We start from the raw sequence: 15,488 nt of genomic DNA, 5'->3' as shown, positions 1-15,488 counted from the left end.
CGTCAGAACGGAAGGGCCTTGGGCCGAGCCCAGCGATACCACAGCGCGATCAGCATCCTCGTCAGCGTCACGGCCGTGATCACGGTCGTCAGAATGCCCAGGATGAAGACCACGGCGAAACCGCGCACCGGTCCCGAACCCAGTGAGAACAGCGCGACCGCTGCGATCAGCATGGTGACGTTCGAGTCGATGATCGTCGCAAAGGCTCGTTGGAACCCAGCTTCGAGCGCCGAGACCAATGAGCGGCCCATATGCGATTCCTCGCGCATGCGCTCATAGATCAGCACGTTGGAATCGACCGCCGTGCCAATGGTGAGCACGATGCCGGCGATGCCCGGCAAGGTCATGGTTGCCCCGAGCAACGACATCAGTCCGAAGATCAGGCAGACATGGACGAGCAGCGCCACGCTCGCGATGACCCCGAAGACCCCATAGGTCAGGACCATGTAGAGGATCACGAGCGCGGTCGCGATCAGCGTCGCCATCTTGCCCGCCTGGATCGAGTCCTGACCAAGGCCCGGGCCGACGGTGCGCTCCTCGACGATCGTCATCTTGGCCGGCAGGGCGCCGGCGCGCAGCAGGATCGCCAGGTTGTTCACGGACTCAACCGTGAAATTGCCAGAGATCTGGCCAGAGCCGCCGGTAATCGGCGACTGGATGACCGGGGCCGAGATCACCTTGTTGTCGAGCACGATTGCCAGCGCCCGCCCGAGATTCTCGGTCGTCGCCTGGCCAAAGCGCTGGGCGCCACGGATATTGAAGCGGAAATTGACGATTGGCTGGYTAGTGCGCTGGTCGAAGGCAGGCTGCGCGTCGATCAGGTCTTCGCCCTCCACGATGACCTGACGGCTCACCGGCACAAGCTGACCGCCGGCGTCCTGCGAGGGCAGCATGTCGACATCACCGCTGTTCTGGTCGGCGACCATGCGGAACTGCAGTTTGGCGGTGTCGCCAAGGATGTGCTTCAGCCGTTGCGGGTCCTGCAGGCCCGGTACCTGGACAAGAATGCGATCAAGTCCCTGGCGCTGGATATTTGGTTCGGTGGTGCCGAGCGCGTCGACGCGTCGGCGTAACACTTCCATGGCCTGCTCGACGGCACGACGCACGCGCTCATTGGCCCCCGCCTCTGTCAGCTGGAGCTGAACGAGGCCGTCAGGCTGCTCGGAGACCTCGATCGACTGGGTGCCCGAAGGACCGAAGGCGCCGAGCGTACCGACCGGTTGCGCCAGCTCGCGAAGCTTCGGCATCAGCTTGGCACGGTCGCTTGCCTCCGGCACACGCACCTGCACGCCACGCGCGGTCAGGCCGATACCGCCCTGAAAGGCGATGCGCTCCTCGCGCAGGATGCGCCGCATATCGTCGCGAAGCTGCGTCACCTGCGTCTTGATCAGGTCCGCCCTGTCGATTTCAAGCAGAACATGCGAGCCGCCCTGCAGATCGAGGCCAAGCGTCACGGCATGGATCGGCAGCAGGAACCGCGGAATCCAGGACGGGGCGCCCTGCTCGATCGCCTTTCGGGTCTCGGGCGAAAACAGGTTCGGCAAAGCCAGCCCGCAACCGAAGAGCAGGACGAGGAGAACCGCGATGACCTTGCGGGCCTGGAAACGAAGCATCTGCGTGAACAGCCTTGTTGTCGCGCGCCGACCCTGTCAGGGCCGGGACGCCATTCAGCTCTTGACCGGCTCGCTCTTGGAGCGGACGTCCTGGATCATGCCCTTGACCAGCCGGACGCGAACGCCATCGGCAATCTCGGCCTCGATCTCGCCGTCGTCGATCACCTTCGAGACCTTGGCCACGATACYGCCCGAGGTCACGACCGTGTCACCACGCCGCACGTTCTTGATCATCTCCTGATGCGTCTTCACCCGCTTCTGCTGCGGGCGGATGATCAGGAACCACATGATCACGAAGATCAGCACGAACGGAACGAAGCTCATCAGCATTTCGGGCGTTCCGCCGCCGATACCTTGGGCAAATGCAGGGGTAATCACAAAAAGGCTCCTTCACAGCGGCGGCGCGGGCGCGCCTGCCGTCGATGCGGTTGCGGCTTCGTCAGGTCAAAAATCGCGCGGACTATAGCCAGAGACGCCGTTAAATCAATTGTTGGCGCGGCGACGAACCGACCGCGTCGCTTCACCTATGAGCTTGCCGGCATGCGCGCAATGGCCTTGTCCGATTCAGCTTGGCATATTCCATAGAGTTCGTTCCGAAGAATGGCTGTCATGGCTCTCTGACAGGAAACCCCGAACATTGAGCCGCGCCTCCCCTGGGTCGCCTGGCTCGACGTCTCAGCTTGAACACCGCTCGCGCGATAGGCTTTGTCCCGATGACCACCGGCTCTCCCGATCTGAACCTCGAAACTCTCCTCCGCATCGCCTCGGCGCTGGAGCGCCTCGCGCCGCCGGCGCGAAGGGCAGCGGACCTCACTGCCGCCGACGCCTTCGTCTGGCATCCGGCGGCGGCGGACCTGGCTCCCGTCGCGAGGGTCAACCGGGTCGAACTCTCGCTGCTGCGTGGCGTCGACCGGGTCCGAGACACGCTGGCAGAGAACACGGAGCGCTTCGCCCATGGACTGCCTGCCAACAACGTATTGCTCTGGGGCGCGCGAGGCATGGGCAAGTCGTCGCTGGTCAAGTCGGTCCATGCCGACACCAACAAGCGCCTAGCCGGCAAGGCCCTGCCCCTGAAACTGATCGAGATCCACCGTGAGGACATCGAGAGCCTGCCGGCTCTGATGGCCATGCTGCGGCAGGACAAGCACCGCGCCATCGTCTTCTGCGACGACCTCTCCTTCGATGGCCAGGACACCTCCTACAAGTCGCTCAAAGCGGCGCTGGACGGTGGCGTCGAGGGCCGCCCGGACAATGTCGTATTCTACGCCACCTCGAACCGTCGCCACCTGCTGCCGCGCGACATGATGGAGAACGAGCGCTCGACGGCGATCAACCCCGGCGAGGCCGTCGAGGAGAAGGTCTCGCTCTCGGACCGCTTCGGCCTCTGGCTCGGCTTCCACAAGTGCAGCCAGGACGAGTACCTGGAGATGATCAACGGCTATGTCAGCCATTTCAGCCTGACGATCGCACCCGATGAGCTTCGTCGCGAAGCGCTGGAATGGGCGACCACACGCGGATCGCGTTCGGGGCGCACCGCCTGGCAGTACATCCAGGACCTGGCGGGCCGGCTCGGCCAACGGCTCGACGGCTGAGCCGCGCACTTCTGCGTGTCTCCGGACGGAAGTGAGAGCTCAAACCCTGAGGCGGCGTCAGACCAATTCTGGATCAGTTGTTCAGGTAGGGAACCGGATCGACCGGCGACGATCCCTTGCGCAGCTCGAAATGCAGCTGCGGCGAAGAGACGTTGCCGCTCTGGCCCGATTTGGCGACGACCTGGCCGCGCTTCACCGTCTCGCCGCGCTTCACGTTCAGCTCGCCGTTATGGGCGTAGGCCGAGACGTAGCCGTTCGGATGGCGGATGAGCACGAGATTGCCGTAGCCCTTGAGTTCGCTGCCGGCATAGGCGACGACGCCGCCTTCAGCCGCCTTGATCGGCGTTCCCTCAGGCACGGCGATGTTGATGCCCTCATTTGACCCCTTGCCGCCATAGCCGGCAATGACACGGCCGCGGGCCGGCCAGCGGAAATCGGCCTTGGCGGAGGCATCCTCCTCCTTCGGCAGGCTTGCGGTGGTCTTGGGATCGGGCGTCGGCTCCGGAGCCGACTTCGGCACGGCGCTGACCTTCTCTTCGGCCGGAGCGCTGGCAACCACGACCGGCTTGGTCTTCGTCGGAGTCGGCGTCGCGACAGGAGCAGGCGTCGGCGCCTTCGCCTCGACCACCGGCTTCGTCTTGGCCTTGGCTTCGGCCTTCACCTTGGCCTCGGCGGCGAATTTGGCGCGGGCGTCACGCATGGCCTGTGCATCGGCCACAGCCTTTGCCTTGGCGTCGGCCGCAGCTTGCGCCTTGGCTTCGGCAGCGGCCTGGGCCTTCGCCTTGGCGTCGACCGGCACCGCAGCGACGCGTGCCGGCACCACAGGCGCACGCGGCGCCGCCACTGGAGCGGGGCCAGGCAYGAAACGCGGCGCTTCGGTGCGCGCATCGCTCTGCGGCGACGCCACCTGGGCCATCTGCTGCGGCGCAGCACCACCACCGGCATTGTAGACCGGGATCGTCAGCCGCGAGCCGGGAGCAACGTTCGCGCTCGAAAGCCCGTTCGCCGACATCAGCGCTGAACGCGGCACGCCGTAGCGCGAGGAGAGGACATCGAGCGTTTCGCCCTGGGCGACGACGATCGGCGTGCCACCCTGGGCCGACCAGCCATTGGCGCTACCGACGACAGGCGCCGGAGCTGCGCTACGCAGCGCAACGGCCGATTGCGGCGGCGGCAGGGGCTGGGCGCGGACCGCCCCGACAGACGGAGCCGGCGAAGACATCGGCGCGCTGGCGCTGCGCCCGATCGAGCCGGTCGTTGCCGGATCACGCATGGCAGGCGCCTGCGCGGTCCTGAAGGGATTGCTGAAGGGTGCCTCAGTGAAGCGCATCGTGTCCGACGAACACGCGCTGACACTCAAGGCGAGCGCGCAGACCGTCGACAGGCGAAGGGCAACGCTGGACTTGAATCCGACTTGGCTACGCATGGACAAGATACTCGCGAACAACGCAACTCGATGAAGGGGATTAAAGCCCCGTTCAGGTTACGAAAACGTTTCGCGCGTGCTTTGCCTCTTCACATTTTTGAGCCGGGGCCGGCTTTCTTCAGCCGCGGTTCAGAGTGCCCGGGCCAAGCCCGGGATCAGCGGCGGCAGGCGCAGGACCGGGCCGAGCGCATGATCATAGGCACTGTCATCCGTCCGCGTGACCACCACCCGACGTGATACGCCTTCAACCCTGAGCGCCCCGACCAGCCGCCCGCCGACCGAAAGCCGCGCCAGCAGGGCCTCGGGAACGGAATGGGTGACGCCATTGACCAGGATTCGGTCGAATCGGCCGAGCGTTCGGTCCGGCTGGAAACCGTCAGCGTGCCGGAGATCGACCATTTTTGCGTAGCCGCTGCCGCCGATGCGCTCATGGGCAGCAAGCGCAAGCGTGCGGTAGCGCTCCAGCGAGACCACCTCTCCGCCCATGGCGGCAAGCAGAGCCGAGACATAGCCGGAGCCGGTGCCGACCTCGAGCACACGGGCGGAGGGCTCCATCTCCAGGGCACTGACGAGATTCGCCACCGTATGCGGGGCGGTCATCGTCTGCCCGCAGGCGAGCGGCACGGAAACGTCCTGGCGGGCGAGGTCGGCAAAGCGGGTCGGCGCGAATCGCTCGCGCGAGACCTTTTCCATCGCCCGGAGCACGGCGAGATCGCGCACGCCCCGTGCCCTCAGCGATAGCAGGAATGCGACGGTTCGCTCACCCTCGCTGCCAGGCGCCTCCTCGGCCTCGCTCATCGCCGCCCCCAATTACCCCCGGTTCGGAATCAGGCAAAAACCTGTGCGAATCGGGTCAGCGTCGGCTCATGCGTGAGGTCGAGTTCGAGCGGGGTGATCGAGATCTTCTGCTCGGACAGCGCCCTCAGATCGGTGCCGTTGGCGGGTTCCTTCCGGCTGCGCTGGAAGGCGATCCAGAAATAGGGATTGCCGCGTCCGTCATGGCGGGGCTCGAGCCGCACCAACTCCTGGTCGCGCCGGCCCTGGACCGTCACCGCCACGCCCGCAACCTCGCTCGGCGCGACATTCGGGAAGTTGAGGTTGAACAGCACGCCCTCGGGAATCCCCTCCTCCAGCAGCCGGCGGATGATGCCTGGAGCATGGTGCTCGGCGCAGTCCCAGTGGATCTGGTGCCGCCCGTCCGGCCCGTAGGCCTGGCTGACCGCGATCGACGGGATGCCGAGCAGCGTACCCTCCATCGCCGCTGCGATGGTGCCGGAATAGGTCACGTCCTCGGCGACGTTCTGACCGCGGTTGACACCGGACAGAACGAGGTCGGGTCGCGCATCGAGCATGATCGAGCGCGCCGCCATGATCACGCAATCGGTCGGCGTGCCGGCAACGGCGTAACGCTTGTCCGAGATCTTGCGCTGGCGCAGCGGATTGCTGAGCGAGAGCGAATGCGCGACGCCCGACTGATCCGTCTCGGGCGCCACGACCCAGACATCGTCCGACAGCTGCGCCGCGATGCGCTCCAGCACCGCAAGGCCTTCGGCATGGATGCCGTCATCATTGGTGACTAGGATACGCATGGAGTCAGGCCGCCTTCTCGATGCGGGTTACCCCGCGCATGTAGGGAACCAGTGCGTCGGGTACCGTGATCGAGCCGTCGGCGTTCTGGTAGTTTTCCATCACCGCGATCAGCGCGCGGCCGACCGCCGTGCCCGAGCCGTTGAGGGTGTGCACGAAGAACGGGCCCTTGCCGTCCCGGGTCTTGTAGCGCGCGTTCATGCGCCGGGCCTGGAAATCGCCGCAGACCGAACAGGACGAGATCTCGCGATAGGTCTTCTGCCCCGGCAGCCAGACCTCGATGTCCCAGGTCTTCTGGCTGGCAAAGCCCATATCGCCGGTGCAGAGCGTCATCACCCGATAATGCAGGTCGAGCTTCTTCAGGATCGCCTCCGCCGCGGCGAGCATGCGCTCGTGCTCCTCGCGCGACTTTTCCGGCAGCGTAATCGAGACGAGCTCGACCTTCTCGAACTGGTGCTGGCGCAGCATGCCGCGCGTATCGCGCCCGGCCGAGCCGGCTTCGGCCCTGAAGCAGGGGGTCAACGCGGAATAGCGACGCGGCAACTCCTCCTCGGAGAGGATCGATTCGCGCACGATATTGGTAAGCGGAACTTCGGCAGTGGGGATCAGCCAGTGATCCTCGCCCGCCCGGAACTGATCGTCGCGGAATTTGGGTAGCTGCGCGGTTCCGAACATCGCCTCATCCCGCACCATCAGCGGCGGGTTGACCTCGGTATAGCCGTGCTCCTCGGTATGGGTATCGAGCATGAACTGGCCGATCGCGCGGTTGAGCCGCGCCAGCCGCGCGTTCAACACGACGAAGCGCGAGCCCGAGAGCTTGGCCGCCGTCTCGAAATCCATCTGGCCGAGCGCTTCGCCGAGCTCGAAATGCTCTTTCGGCTGGTTGACGCCAATGAGACGCTTCCCCTCCTCCGGCTTGGTGCCATGGACATGCAGCACGACGTTACCGTGCTCGTCGGCGCCCTCGGGGACATCGGCATTCGGTATGTTGGGGATCGCCGCGAGCTGTTCGCTCAGCGCTTCGACGGCCGCCTTCTCCTCCGCTTCGAGCGCCGGCTGAGCGTTCTTCAGCGCCGCAACCTCAGCCTTCAGCTTGTCGGCAAGCGCGACGTCCTTCGCGCCCATCGCCTTGCCGATCTCCTTGGAGAGCGCATTGCGGCGTTCCTGCGTGGCCTGCGCCTTGGCGATGGCCGAACGACGGGAATCGTCGAGCACAAGCAGTGAGGACGAGAGCGGCGCAAGGCCCCGCCGTTTCAGCCCGGTATCGAACGCCTCGGCGTTCTCGCGAATCCATTTGATGTCGTACATCGCTGCTCAACCTATCGCGCATCCCAATCGATGCGCGCGAGCCGCGATCGGATCAGGCGTCGCCTGCTTCCTCGGCCGCTTTCGCAGCCTGCCGCTTCTTCTCGACATAGCGCACCGAGAACACCGAAAGCTCGTAGAGGAGCAGCATCGGCACGGCAAGCATGAGCTGGGAGATCACATCCGGCGGCGTCAGCACGGCGGCGACCACGAAGACGAAGACGATGGCGTAGCGCCGCTTGTCCTTGAGGAAGGCCGAATCGATAATTCCGGCTTGCCCGAGCAGGGTCAGGATCACCGGCAGCTGGAACGAGATGCCGAAAGCGAAGATCAGCGTCATGATCAGCGAGAGATACTCACTGACCTTCGGCAAGAGCGCGATACCGGCCTGCCCGTCCGTCGCCGCCTGCTGCATGCCGATCGAGAACTTCATCAGCACGGGCATGGCGAAGAAGAAGACCAGCGCGGCGCCGAGGCAGAAGAAGATCGGCGTCGCGGCCAGATAGGGCGCGAAGGCCTGTTTCTCGTTCTTGTAGAGGCCCGGCGCCACGAATTTGTAGACCTGCGTGGCGATCACCGGAAAAGCGAAGAAACCGGCGCCGAATGCCGCCACCTTGATATGGGTGAAGAGCAGCTCGAGCGGGCCGGTATAGATCAGCTGCGCGTTGCCGTTCGGCCCGGCAGCCCAGACATAGGGCTGCACCAGCACGTTGTAGATCTGCGTCGAGAACGCGAAGCAGATGAAGAACATGATCAGGAAGGCGATCAGCGACTTGATCAGCCGCGCCCTCAGCTCGATCAGGTGCTCGATCAGCGGTGCGCGCGAGGCCTCGATGTCGTCCTCGCCTTCCCTCGGGTTGGCGACGCTCATGCCGGGCTCCCTTCATCCGGCTCACTGACCTTGGCCTTTTTCGTCGAAGCGCGCTTGCGCGGCGCCTTCGGCTTGACCTCGGGTTCAGGCTCCGGTTCCGCGATCGGCGCGGGCTCTATGACGATTTCGGGCAAGGGCTCGGGCCCCGGCAAGGCCGCGAGCGTAGCCTCCGCTTCCTTCAGCGCCGCGTCGTCGCGGACACCGGAGGCGGGTGTGCTGAAATCGTCCTTGATCGGATCGATCGGTTTGAAATCGGTATTGAGCGCGCTCTGCACCGAACCACCGACATCCTCGACCTGCTTCTTCAGATCGTCCAGTTCAGCTTCGCGCATCGCGTCGTTGAACTGGGTCTGAAACTCGCCGGCCATACGGCGAATCTTGCCGATCGCCTGCCCGGCGGTCCGCATGGCTTTCGGCAGATCCTTGGGGCCGATCACGACGAGCGCAACCGCCCCGATCAGCATCAATTCGCTCCAGGCGATGTCGAACATCGACGGCTCGTCCTCTCAACCCCTCGCCGCTCGCTGGCGGCGCGGCGTCAGGCCTTGTGTTCGGCCTTCGCCGTGGCGGAATTGGCAGGCTGCGCGTGATCGATGATCTTCGGGTCAGCCGTGGTCGCAGCAGGCGGCGGCGTGGTCGGCTCGTCTTCGGCCATGCCCTTCTTGAACGACTTGATACCCTTGGCGACGTCGCCCATCAGTTCGGAAACCTTGCCGCGCCCGAACAACAGCATCACGATGACGCCGACGACGATCCAGTGCCAGATACTGACGCCACCCATGGCAAACTCCTCCGAATTCCAGTGCGGCGCAGGCTCCCCACCCGCGCCAAGTGCTTGTGCCGGAACCTATGTGTCCCCCGAGGCGAACACAAGAACTTCGTCCGACTGAATATCGATACCGATGTCCTCGCCTTCCCGGATCGAGCCCGGCAGCGAGACCMGTCCGACCAGCGGCTTTTCAAGCCCGCCGACGGCCAGCAGCAAATGGTCGACCTCACCCAGAAAGCGCCGCATCACCACGCGCGCCGGCAGGCAGAACCCCTTTGGCACCAGCCTGATCGCATGCGGCCTGACGCAGACCACGGCCTCCTGCCCATCGGCAAGGCCCGGTGCCGCAAATCTCCCGACCGGCGTCTCCACCGTGCCACGCTCGGCTATGCCGCTGATCTCGGTAAAATCGCAGAAAAATCGAGCCGCAAAGAGGCTGACGGGCCTCCGGTAGAGCTCCTCGCCAGTCCCGATCTGGACGATCCGCCCCGATCGCATCAGCACGATCCGATCGGCGATCCGCATCGCATCCTCGGGATCGTGCGTGACGATGATCGAGGTCGCCCCGGTTTCCTGCAGCAATGCGGCGGTTTCGTCCCGCACCACATCGCGCAAGCGCCGGTCGAGATTGGAGAAGGGCTCGTCCATCAGGAGCACGCCGGGGCGCGGCGCCACCGCTCGCGCCAGCGCCACGCGCTGCTGCTCGCCGCCTGAAAGCATATGTGGATAAGCCTCGGCCAGATCCGCCAGGCCGACACGGGCAATGGCACGCAGCGCCGTCGCCTTCGCCGAGGCATCGTCATAGCCGCGCAGGCCGAAGCGGACATTCTCGAGCACGTTGAGATGCGGGAACAGCGCGTAATCCTGGAAGACCAGACCAACGCCGCGCTTCTCCGGCTCGACGAAGGCGTCGGGAGCCGAAACGTCCTGACCTTCGAGCAGCACTTTGCCCGAGCTGGGCCGTTCGACGCCCGCCGCGAGGCGGAGCAGCGTCGTCTTGCCGCAGCCCGATTGCCCGAGCAGAGCCACGATTTCACCCGGCGCGATCGCGAGCGTCACGTCCTCGAGCGCCGTCACATCACCGAAGCGCTGGGTGACGCCTTCGAAGGCGAGCGACATTGGAATGGCCGCGCCCGCTGTCCCGCGCCTGCCCCAACTCAGCCACCGCGCCACGCCCTCGCTACGCGCCAAAGAATGCTCCATCGAAACCACGCGTCAGCCCGGCGAAGCGCGGCTGAGAACCGGCGTCCATGCCGAACCTCGGTCGCAAGCGCGCGGCCATGGACCCATGGATCCCTGCGGTCGCCCGGGACGACAATCAGGGACTGTCCCCCGATTTCACTCGTCCGGGGTGTGGGGCGGCCCGTCGCCGTCGTCAAGCGGGGTAAAGAGGTCCCCAAGCGGATCCTCATCCTCCTGCAGGTCGAGACCATCATCGGGGATCGGCACGGTCAGGTCCTTCGAGAGCCGCCCCTCGATGAAGCCCGAGCCCTTCAGTTCGTCCAGGCCAGGGAGGTCGTCGATGCGGTCGAGCCCGAAATGATCAAGGAAGCCCGGCGTCGTGCCGTAGGTCACAGGCCGGCCCGGCGTCCGACGCCGCCCGCGCAGCCTGACCCACCCGGCTTCGAGCAGGATGTCGAGCGTACCTTTGGCGGTGGCAACGCCCCGGATCTCCTCGATCTCGGCCCGTGTCACCGGTTGATGATAGGCAATGATCGCCAACACCTCGAGCGCCGCCCGCGACAACTTGCGCGGCGGCTCCGCCTCGGCCGCCAGCAGGTAGCCGAGGTCCGGTGCGGTCCGAAACGCCCATTTTCCGGCGACCTGCCGCAAATTGACGCCACGCGTCGCGTAGATGTCTGTGAGTCGGGCAAGGAGCTGCCGTACGGCGACGCCGGACGGCACGGAATGGCGGAGTTCCTCTTCCGAGAGCGGTGCAGCCGATGCGAAGAGCAGCGCCTCGACGATGCGCAGCGACTGGGCGAAGAGCTGCGCCTCGCTCCCCACGTCATCGTCGATCCGCTCAGGCGCCGCAGACATCGTCACCGAGCCATCATAGCGGCAGGGTCGGCGGCCGCGCCGAGCGCCGCCGGATATAGAGCGGCGTGAAGGCACCATCCTGGCGCAGATCGAGAATTCCCTCGCGCACCATCTCCAGCATGGCAGACAGCGCGGAGGCACGAACGGTCGCGCGCATTTCGCTTTGCGGCAGCCCGTGGCTCGCCATGTAGCGGGTCAGGTAGGGGTCGATCGCCGTCCAGTCCGCCGCCTCGCCGACCAGTCGCTGCAGGACCTCCCGCGCCTCGACCAGGGACCAGACCATGCGATGCCCGACGGAGATATGGCTTTGCGCCCGCTTCTGGCGCTGCTGGCCATAGGCCGAGAGCAGATCGTAGAGTTCGGCCTCCCAGACCGGGCGGGCGCCGGCAACGATCGGCTCCGGCGCACCACGGGCGAAGACGTCCTGTCCCAGCCTTTCCCGGGACGCCAGCCGCCGCGCCGCCGCGCGGATCGCCTCCAGCCGGCGCAACCGCAAAGCCAGCGCCGTCGCCAGATCCGCGGCACTCGGCCCCTCGCCCTTCGGTGGTTCGGGCAAAAGCAACCGCGACTTCAGATAGGCGAGCCAGGCCGCCATCACGAGATAGTCAGCGGCAAGCTCAAGCCTGAGCGCCCTCGCCTGCTCGACGAAGGCTAGATACTGCTCGGCAAGCGCCAGGATCGAGATGCGGTGCAGATCGACTTTTTGCCGCCGGGCCAGGTCGAGMAGCAGGTCGAGCGGGCCTTCATAGCCGTCGACATCGACGAGCAGCGCCGGCTCGCCGTCAGTGCGTGCCGGCCTGGCCTCGTCCTCGAACGGCAGTTCGGCGTCCATTCCCGCCGCATCCCCAAGCTGTCACCCCTGAGAACGCAGGTTCCGACTATCGGCCGCCCAACGCAAGGGCGCTGGTCAGCCGGGCGCGCGCAGCCTCCACATCGAGCGGCTCGGGCTCATGCCGGATCCGGGCGAGCGCCATCGCGGCGCGGCGGGCCCGTGCCCCCGTCATGTCCGGCACAGCGCCGGCAACGGCGATCATCTCCTCCATGATGCCGTGGCAATGCAACACGACGTCGACCCCGGCGCGGATCGCCGCCCGCGACTTCTCCGCGAAGCTGCCTGAGAGCGCCTTCATCGAGATGTCGTCGGTCATGATCAGGCCGTCGAAGCCGAGTTCGCCGCGCATGATCTCCTTGACGACCCGACGCGAAACCGTGGCCGGATGCCTTTGATCGAGTGCCGTGAACACGACATGTGCCGTCATTGCCATCGGCATGTCGGCGAGATGTCGGAACGGCCGGAAATCATGCCCGCGCAGCGCCTCGAGCGAGGCGTCGACGACCGGCAGGTCATGATGGCTATCGGCCCGCGCCCGGCCGTGGCCGGGCATATGCTTGACCACGGGGATCACCCCGCCCGCCAGGAGTCCCTCCGCCGCCGCGCGGCCGAGGCGCGCGACCATGTCGGGGTCATGGGCATAGGCGCGGTTGCCGATCACGTCATGGCTGCCGGAGACCGGCACGTCGAGTACCGGCAGGCAATCGACATCGATGCCGACGGCCTTGAGATCATGCGCCATCAGCCGTGCCGAGAGCCGCACGATCTCGCGCTGTTGCACGGGGTCGTTGATCCCAAGGAAGGCTTGCGCCGGCGGATAGGCCGGCCAGTGTGGCGGCCCCATCCGCTGCACCCTGCCACCCTCCTGGTCGATCAGGATCGGCGCATGCCAGCCCACGGCCTCCCGCATTTCCGCGGTCAGCGCCGCGGTCTGTTCCGGGGTCTGGGTGTTGCGTTTGAAGACGATAAAGCCCCAGGGCCTGGCATCGCGGAAGAAGGCGCGTTCGTCAGGGGTGAGGCTGGTGCCGAGGCAACCGGCAATGAAGGCGCGGGATTTCATGAAGCAGGCCCGAGGCGGATTGCAAAGCAGCGGAAGCCGTCTTCTCGCATGATTCCCGCTCTGGCGCCTTAACGGAAGAAGCCCGGGACCAACTGGCCCCGGGCTTCGCTCTCGACCTATTTGGCAGAGCCCAGGAGGCTCAGCACATCGAGGCTCAGCGCATCTGCTGCGCCATGCCGGCGTTGAACGCGTCGAAGGGCAGTTCTGCAACACGGAACCAGAGCTGTTCCTTGCGCCAGTAAGGCAACCACGAATCATAGAAGGTCTTGAAGGCCGGATTGCTGGCCGCAAGCTCGCCATAGAGCGCCTGCGCTTCCTTGAAGGCGGCGACCATCACGTCCTGCGGAAACGGCCTGAGCTCAGCGCCGCTGGCGACGAGGCGCAGCAGGGCGTCGGGATTGCCGTGGTCATATTTCGCGACGCAAAGCGCGTTGGCCTCGGCGCAGGCCGCTTCCACGATCGCCTTGTACGAAGCGGGCAGCGCGTTCCACTTCTCCAGGTTCACGATGAAGCTGACATTGGCGCAGCCCTCCCAGAAGCCGGGATAGTAATAGTACTTGGCGACGCGCTGGAAACCGAGCTTCTCGTCGTCGAGCGGACCTGAGAATTCGGCTGCGTCGATCGTGCCGCGCTCCAGCGCAGGATAGATATCGCCACCGCCGATCTGCTGCGGCACGACGCCCAGCTTCGCCAGGATCGTGCCACCGAGGCCGGCAATCCGGAACTTCAGGCCCTTCAGATCCTCGACCGTCTTGATCTCCTTGCGGAACCAGCCACCCATCTGCGCGCCGGTATTCCCCGAGGGGATGGTGTGGAGGTTGTAGGTCTTCATGAAGGCGCGGCAGAGCTCGAGCCCACCGCCCTGATAGAGCCAGGCATTGTGCTGGCGGGTGTTCAAGCCGAAAGGCAGCGAGGTCTCGAAGGCGAAGGCCGGGTTCTTGCCAATGTAGAAACTCGACAGCGTGCTGCTGCACTCGACGGTGCCGTTCTGGACGGCATCGAGCGCCTGCAATGCCGGCACGATCTCACCCGGCGCGAAGACCTGGATCTGGAACTGGTTGTCCGTCGCTTCCGCGACGCGCTTGGCGATCTGCGTGCTGATGCCGAACAGCGTGTCGAGGCTCTTCGGGTAGCTCGAGGTCAGGCGCCAGCTGACCTTCGGCTGGGCCTGCGCGATGGCCGGCGCAGCGATGGTCACGCCACCGGCTGCGACTCCGGCGCCTGAGGCCTTGACGAAAGTACGGCGATCCATGGATGTCCTCCTGAGTTCGGTGTCATCGTTTCAGGGCATGCCCTACCCGGATTCGACGCGTGCGTCTTTGACCGCGATCCCGGACGCCCAGCCCCTGCCAACACAGCACGACATAACACCGCCCCCTGTCCGCGACACACGGCAAAGGAAAACCGCCGGTGGCAGAAGCCACCGGCGGTCTGATCATCTCGAAGTTGGCAATCAGTTCTTGGCGATGAAGCACTGGCCGCCGGCAGCCTGAAGCTGCGTGCACATCGTTGCCGCATCCTCGCGGGAATACGGCCCGATGCGCAGGCGATAGACGGTCTTTCCGCCAGCGAGATCCGTCTTCTTGACGATCGGCGACTGGCCGCCGAGCTGGCCGGGATATTTGCGCTGCAGGGCCGCGAATGCGGCGCGTGCTTCCGCTTCGCTGCCGGGGGCAGCGAGCTGCACGGCAAAGTCGCCGGTGCCGCTACGGATCGCGGCGGTCGCCGGAGCAGGCGTCGCAGCGGGAGCCGGTGTCGGAGCAGCACTTGCAACACGCACCGGCGCGGCCGGAGTGGTCGCCGGCGCAGGGGTCGCGACGCGCTCCTGAGCCTTCGGAGCTTCAGGCGCCACGGCCGGCGTCGCAGCCGTACGCTGCCGCGGCGGATTGGTGCTCGCGGTCGAGGATGGATTGAGCGGCAGGTTCCCGCCGAGCCTGGTCGGCGCTGCGCCGGTCGCGAGCCCTGACGCGCCGTTGCTATAGGCCGCGTTCGCGCCGGGCGGAGGCGCCGGCGTGCCATCGGGACGGATCGAGACGGTACGCACCCGGCGCGGCTCGCCGAGGCCTGGTACGCTGGACGTTGCGATCAGACCAGCTTCGGCCGGCGAGACGGAGCCGCGCTCGGGAGCCGCCGGAGCCTGGGCCAACGGATTGCCGTTGGCGCCTGCCTGCGGCGTCGAGCCGAGCCCCGGCATGACCATCCGGCCCGGCATCGTGCGTGCCGCCTGCTGGATATCGACCGGCTGCTCCTCCCGGCTGACGACCTTGGTCGGGTTCGACGGGCTGTCCCCAGCACGCTCGTAAATCTGCTTGTTCTGATTCGGAATCTCGGCGCCGCCGGGATTGGTCGGCGCAACCTTGCTCGGGCCGCCATCGGCCGCGATGACCGGCGGC

Annotated in this window: 16 protein-coding genes; 1 reads left to right on the top strand and 15 read right to left on the bottom strand. The window is 66.0% G+C overall.

Annotated features, from left to right (window positions below; translation table 11 throughout):
* Nucleotides 1-2: 2 nt before the first annotated feature.
* Nucleotides 3-1,613: a protein translocase subunit SecD gene (gene secD, locus AC1DRP_RS28635; protein ID WP_476770237.1), complete on the bottom strand. Its 1,611-nt coding sequence runs from the start codon at nucleotides 1,611-1,613 to the stop codon at nucleotides 3-5.
* 54 nt (nucleotides 1,614-1,667) lie between these two features.
* Nucleotides 1,668-1,943 carry a preprotein translocase subunit YajC gene (gene yajC, locus AC1DRP_RS28630; protein ID WP_476770238.1) on the bottom strand — a complete coding sequence of 92 codons (276 nt, stop codon included), beginning with the start codon at nucleotides 1,941-1,943 and terminating at the stop codon, nucleotides 1,668-1,670.
* A gap of 383 nt (nucleotides 1,944-2,326) precedes the next feature.
* On the opposite strand from yajC, the gene AC1DRP_RS28625 reads away from it, so the two are divergent.
* On the top strand, nucleotides 2,327-3,205 hold the full coding sequence (locus AC1DRP_RS28625; RefSeq protein ID WP_441489707.1) for an ATP-binding protein: 879 nt from the start codon (nucleotides 2,327-2,329) through the stop codon (nucleotides 3,203-3,205).
* Nucleotides 3,206-3,278: 73 nt separating this feature from the next.
* Here AC1DRP_RS28625 and AC1DRP_RS28620 read toward each other — a convergent pair whose 3' ends face one another.
* The 13 genes from AC1DRP_RS28620 to AC1DRP_RS28560 all read right to left on the bottom strand — a co-directional run.
* On the bottom strand, nucleotides 3,279-4,478 hold the full coding sequence (locus AC1DRP_RS28620) for a peptidoglycan DD-metalloendopeptidase family protein (RefSeq protein ID WP_476770236.1): 1,200 nt from the start codon (nucleotides 4,476-4,478) through the stop codon (nucleotides 3,279-3,281).
* A gap of 282 nt (nucleotides 4,479-4,760) precedes the next feature.
* A complete protein-coding gene (locus tag AC1DRP_RS28615; RefSeq protein ID WP_441489705.1) occupies nucleotides 4,761-5,429 on the bottom strand; it encodes a protein-L-isoaspartate O-methyltransferase family protein in 669 nt (222 codons plus the stop codon).
* Nucleotides 5,430-5,458: 29 nt separating this feature from the next.
* The gene (surE, locus tag AC1DRP_RS28610) at nucleotides 5,459-6,220 is read right to left on the bottom strand and encodes a 5'/3'-nucleotidase SurE (RefSeq protein ID WP_069880263.1); all 762 of its coding nucleotides are present in this window, start codon (nucleotides 6,218-6,220) and stop codon (nucleotides 5,459-5,461) included.
* Between the two features lie 4 nt (nucleotides 6,221-6,224).
* On the bottom strand, nucleotides 6,225-7,526 hold the full coding sequence (serS, locus tag AC1DRP_RS28605; RefSeq protein WP_441505975.1) for a serine--tRNA ligase: 1,302 nt from the start codon (nucleotides 7,524-7,526) through the stop codon (nucleotides 6,225-6,227).
* Between the two features lie 52 nt (nucleotides 7,527-7,578).
* Nucleotides 7,579-8,394 (bottom strand): twin-arginine translocase subunit TatC, encoded by an 816-nt coding sequence (gene tatC / locus AC1DRP_RS28600; protein WP_441505976.1) that lies wholly within the window; start codon nucleotides 8,392-8,394, stop codon nucleotides 7,579-7,581.
* A complete protein-coding gene (gene tatB, locus AC1DRP_RS28595; RefSeq protein WP_441505977.1) occupies nucleotides 8,391-8,885 on the bottom strand; it encodes a Sec-independent protein translocase protein TatB in 495 nt (164 codons plus the stop codon). The genes tatC and tatB overlap by 4 nt, the downstream gene beginning before the upstream one ends.
* Nucleotides 8,886-8,932: 47 nt before the next feature.
* Complete coding sequence (locus AC1DRP_RS28590) at nucleotides 8,933-9,175, bottom strand: twin-arginine translocase TatA/TatE family subunit (protein WP_043232977.1); 243 nt, start codon at nucleotides 9,173-9,175, stop codon at nucleotides 8,933-8,935.
* 66 nt (nucleotides 9,176-9,241) lie between these two features.
* Nucleotides 9,242-10,282 carry an ABC transporter ATP-binding protein gene (locus AC1DRP_RS28585; RefSeq protein WP_476770235.1) on the bottom strand — a complete coding sequence of 347 codons (1,041 nt, stop codon included), beginning with the start codon at nucleotides 10,280-10,282 and terminating at the stop codon, nucleotides 9,242-9,244.
* A gap of 219 nt (nucleotides 10,283-10,501) precedes the next feature.
* Entirely contained in the window at nucleotides 10,502-11,203 is a 702-nt protein-coding gene (scpB, locus tag AC1DRP_RS28580) for an SMC-Scp complex subunit ScpB (protein WP_441506015.1), read from the bottom strand.
* A 13-nt stretch (nucleotides 11,204-11,216) separates the two neighbouring features.
* Nucleotides 11,217-12,035: a segregation and condensation protein A gene (locus tag AC1DRP_RS28575; RefSeq protein ID WP_441505979.1), complete on the bottom strand. Its 819-nt coding sequence runs from the start codon at nucleotides 12,033-12,035 to the stop codon at nucleotides 11,217-11,219.
* Between the two features lie 46 nt (nucleotides 12,036-12,081).
* Entirely contained in the window at nucleotides 12,082-13,095 is a 1,014-nt protein-coding gene (gene nagZ / locus AC1DRP_RS28570) for a beta-N-acetylhexosaminidase (RefSeq protein WP_441505980.1), read from the bottom strand.
* Between the two features lie 154 nt (nucleotides 13,096-13,249).
* Nucleotides 13,250-14,347, bottom strand: a complete 1,098-nt coding sequence (locus AC1DRP_RS28565) for a TRAP transporter substrate-binding protein (protein ID WP_441505981.1) — start codon at nucleotides 14,345-14,347, stop codon at nucleotides 13,250-13,252.
* 201 nt (nucleotides 14,348-14,548) lie between these two features.
* On the bottom strand, nucleotides 14,549-15,488 hold a 940-nt coding region (locus AC1DRP_RS28560), incomplete at its 5' end, for an SPOR domain-containing protein (RefSeq protein ID WP_476770234.1).

It is taken from the genome of Allobosea sp. 01N443, assembly GCF_056399325.1.
Note: the sequence above shows the minus strand (reverse complement) of the source record. Positions and strands in the feature narration are given on the sequence as shown.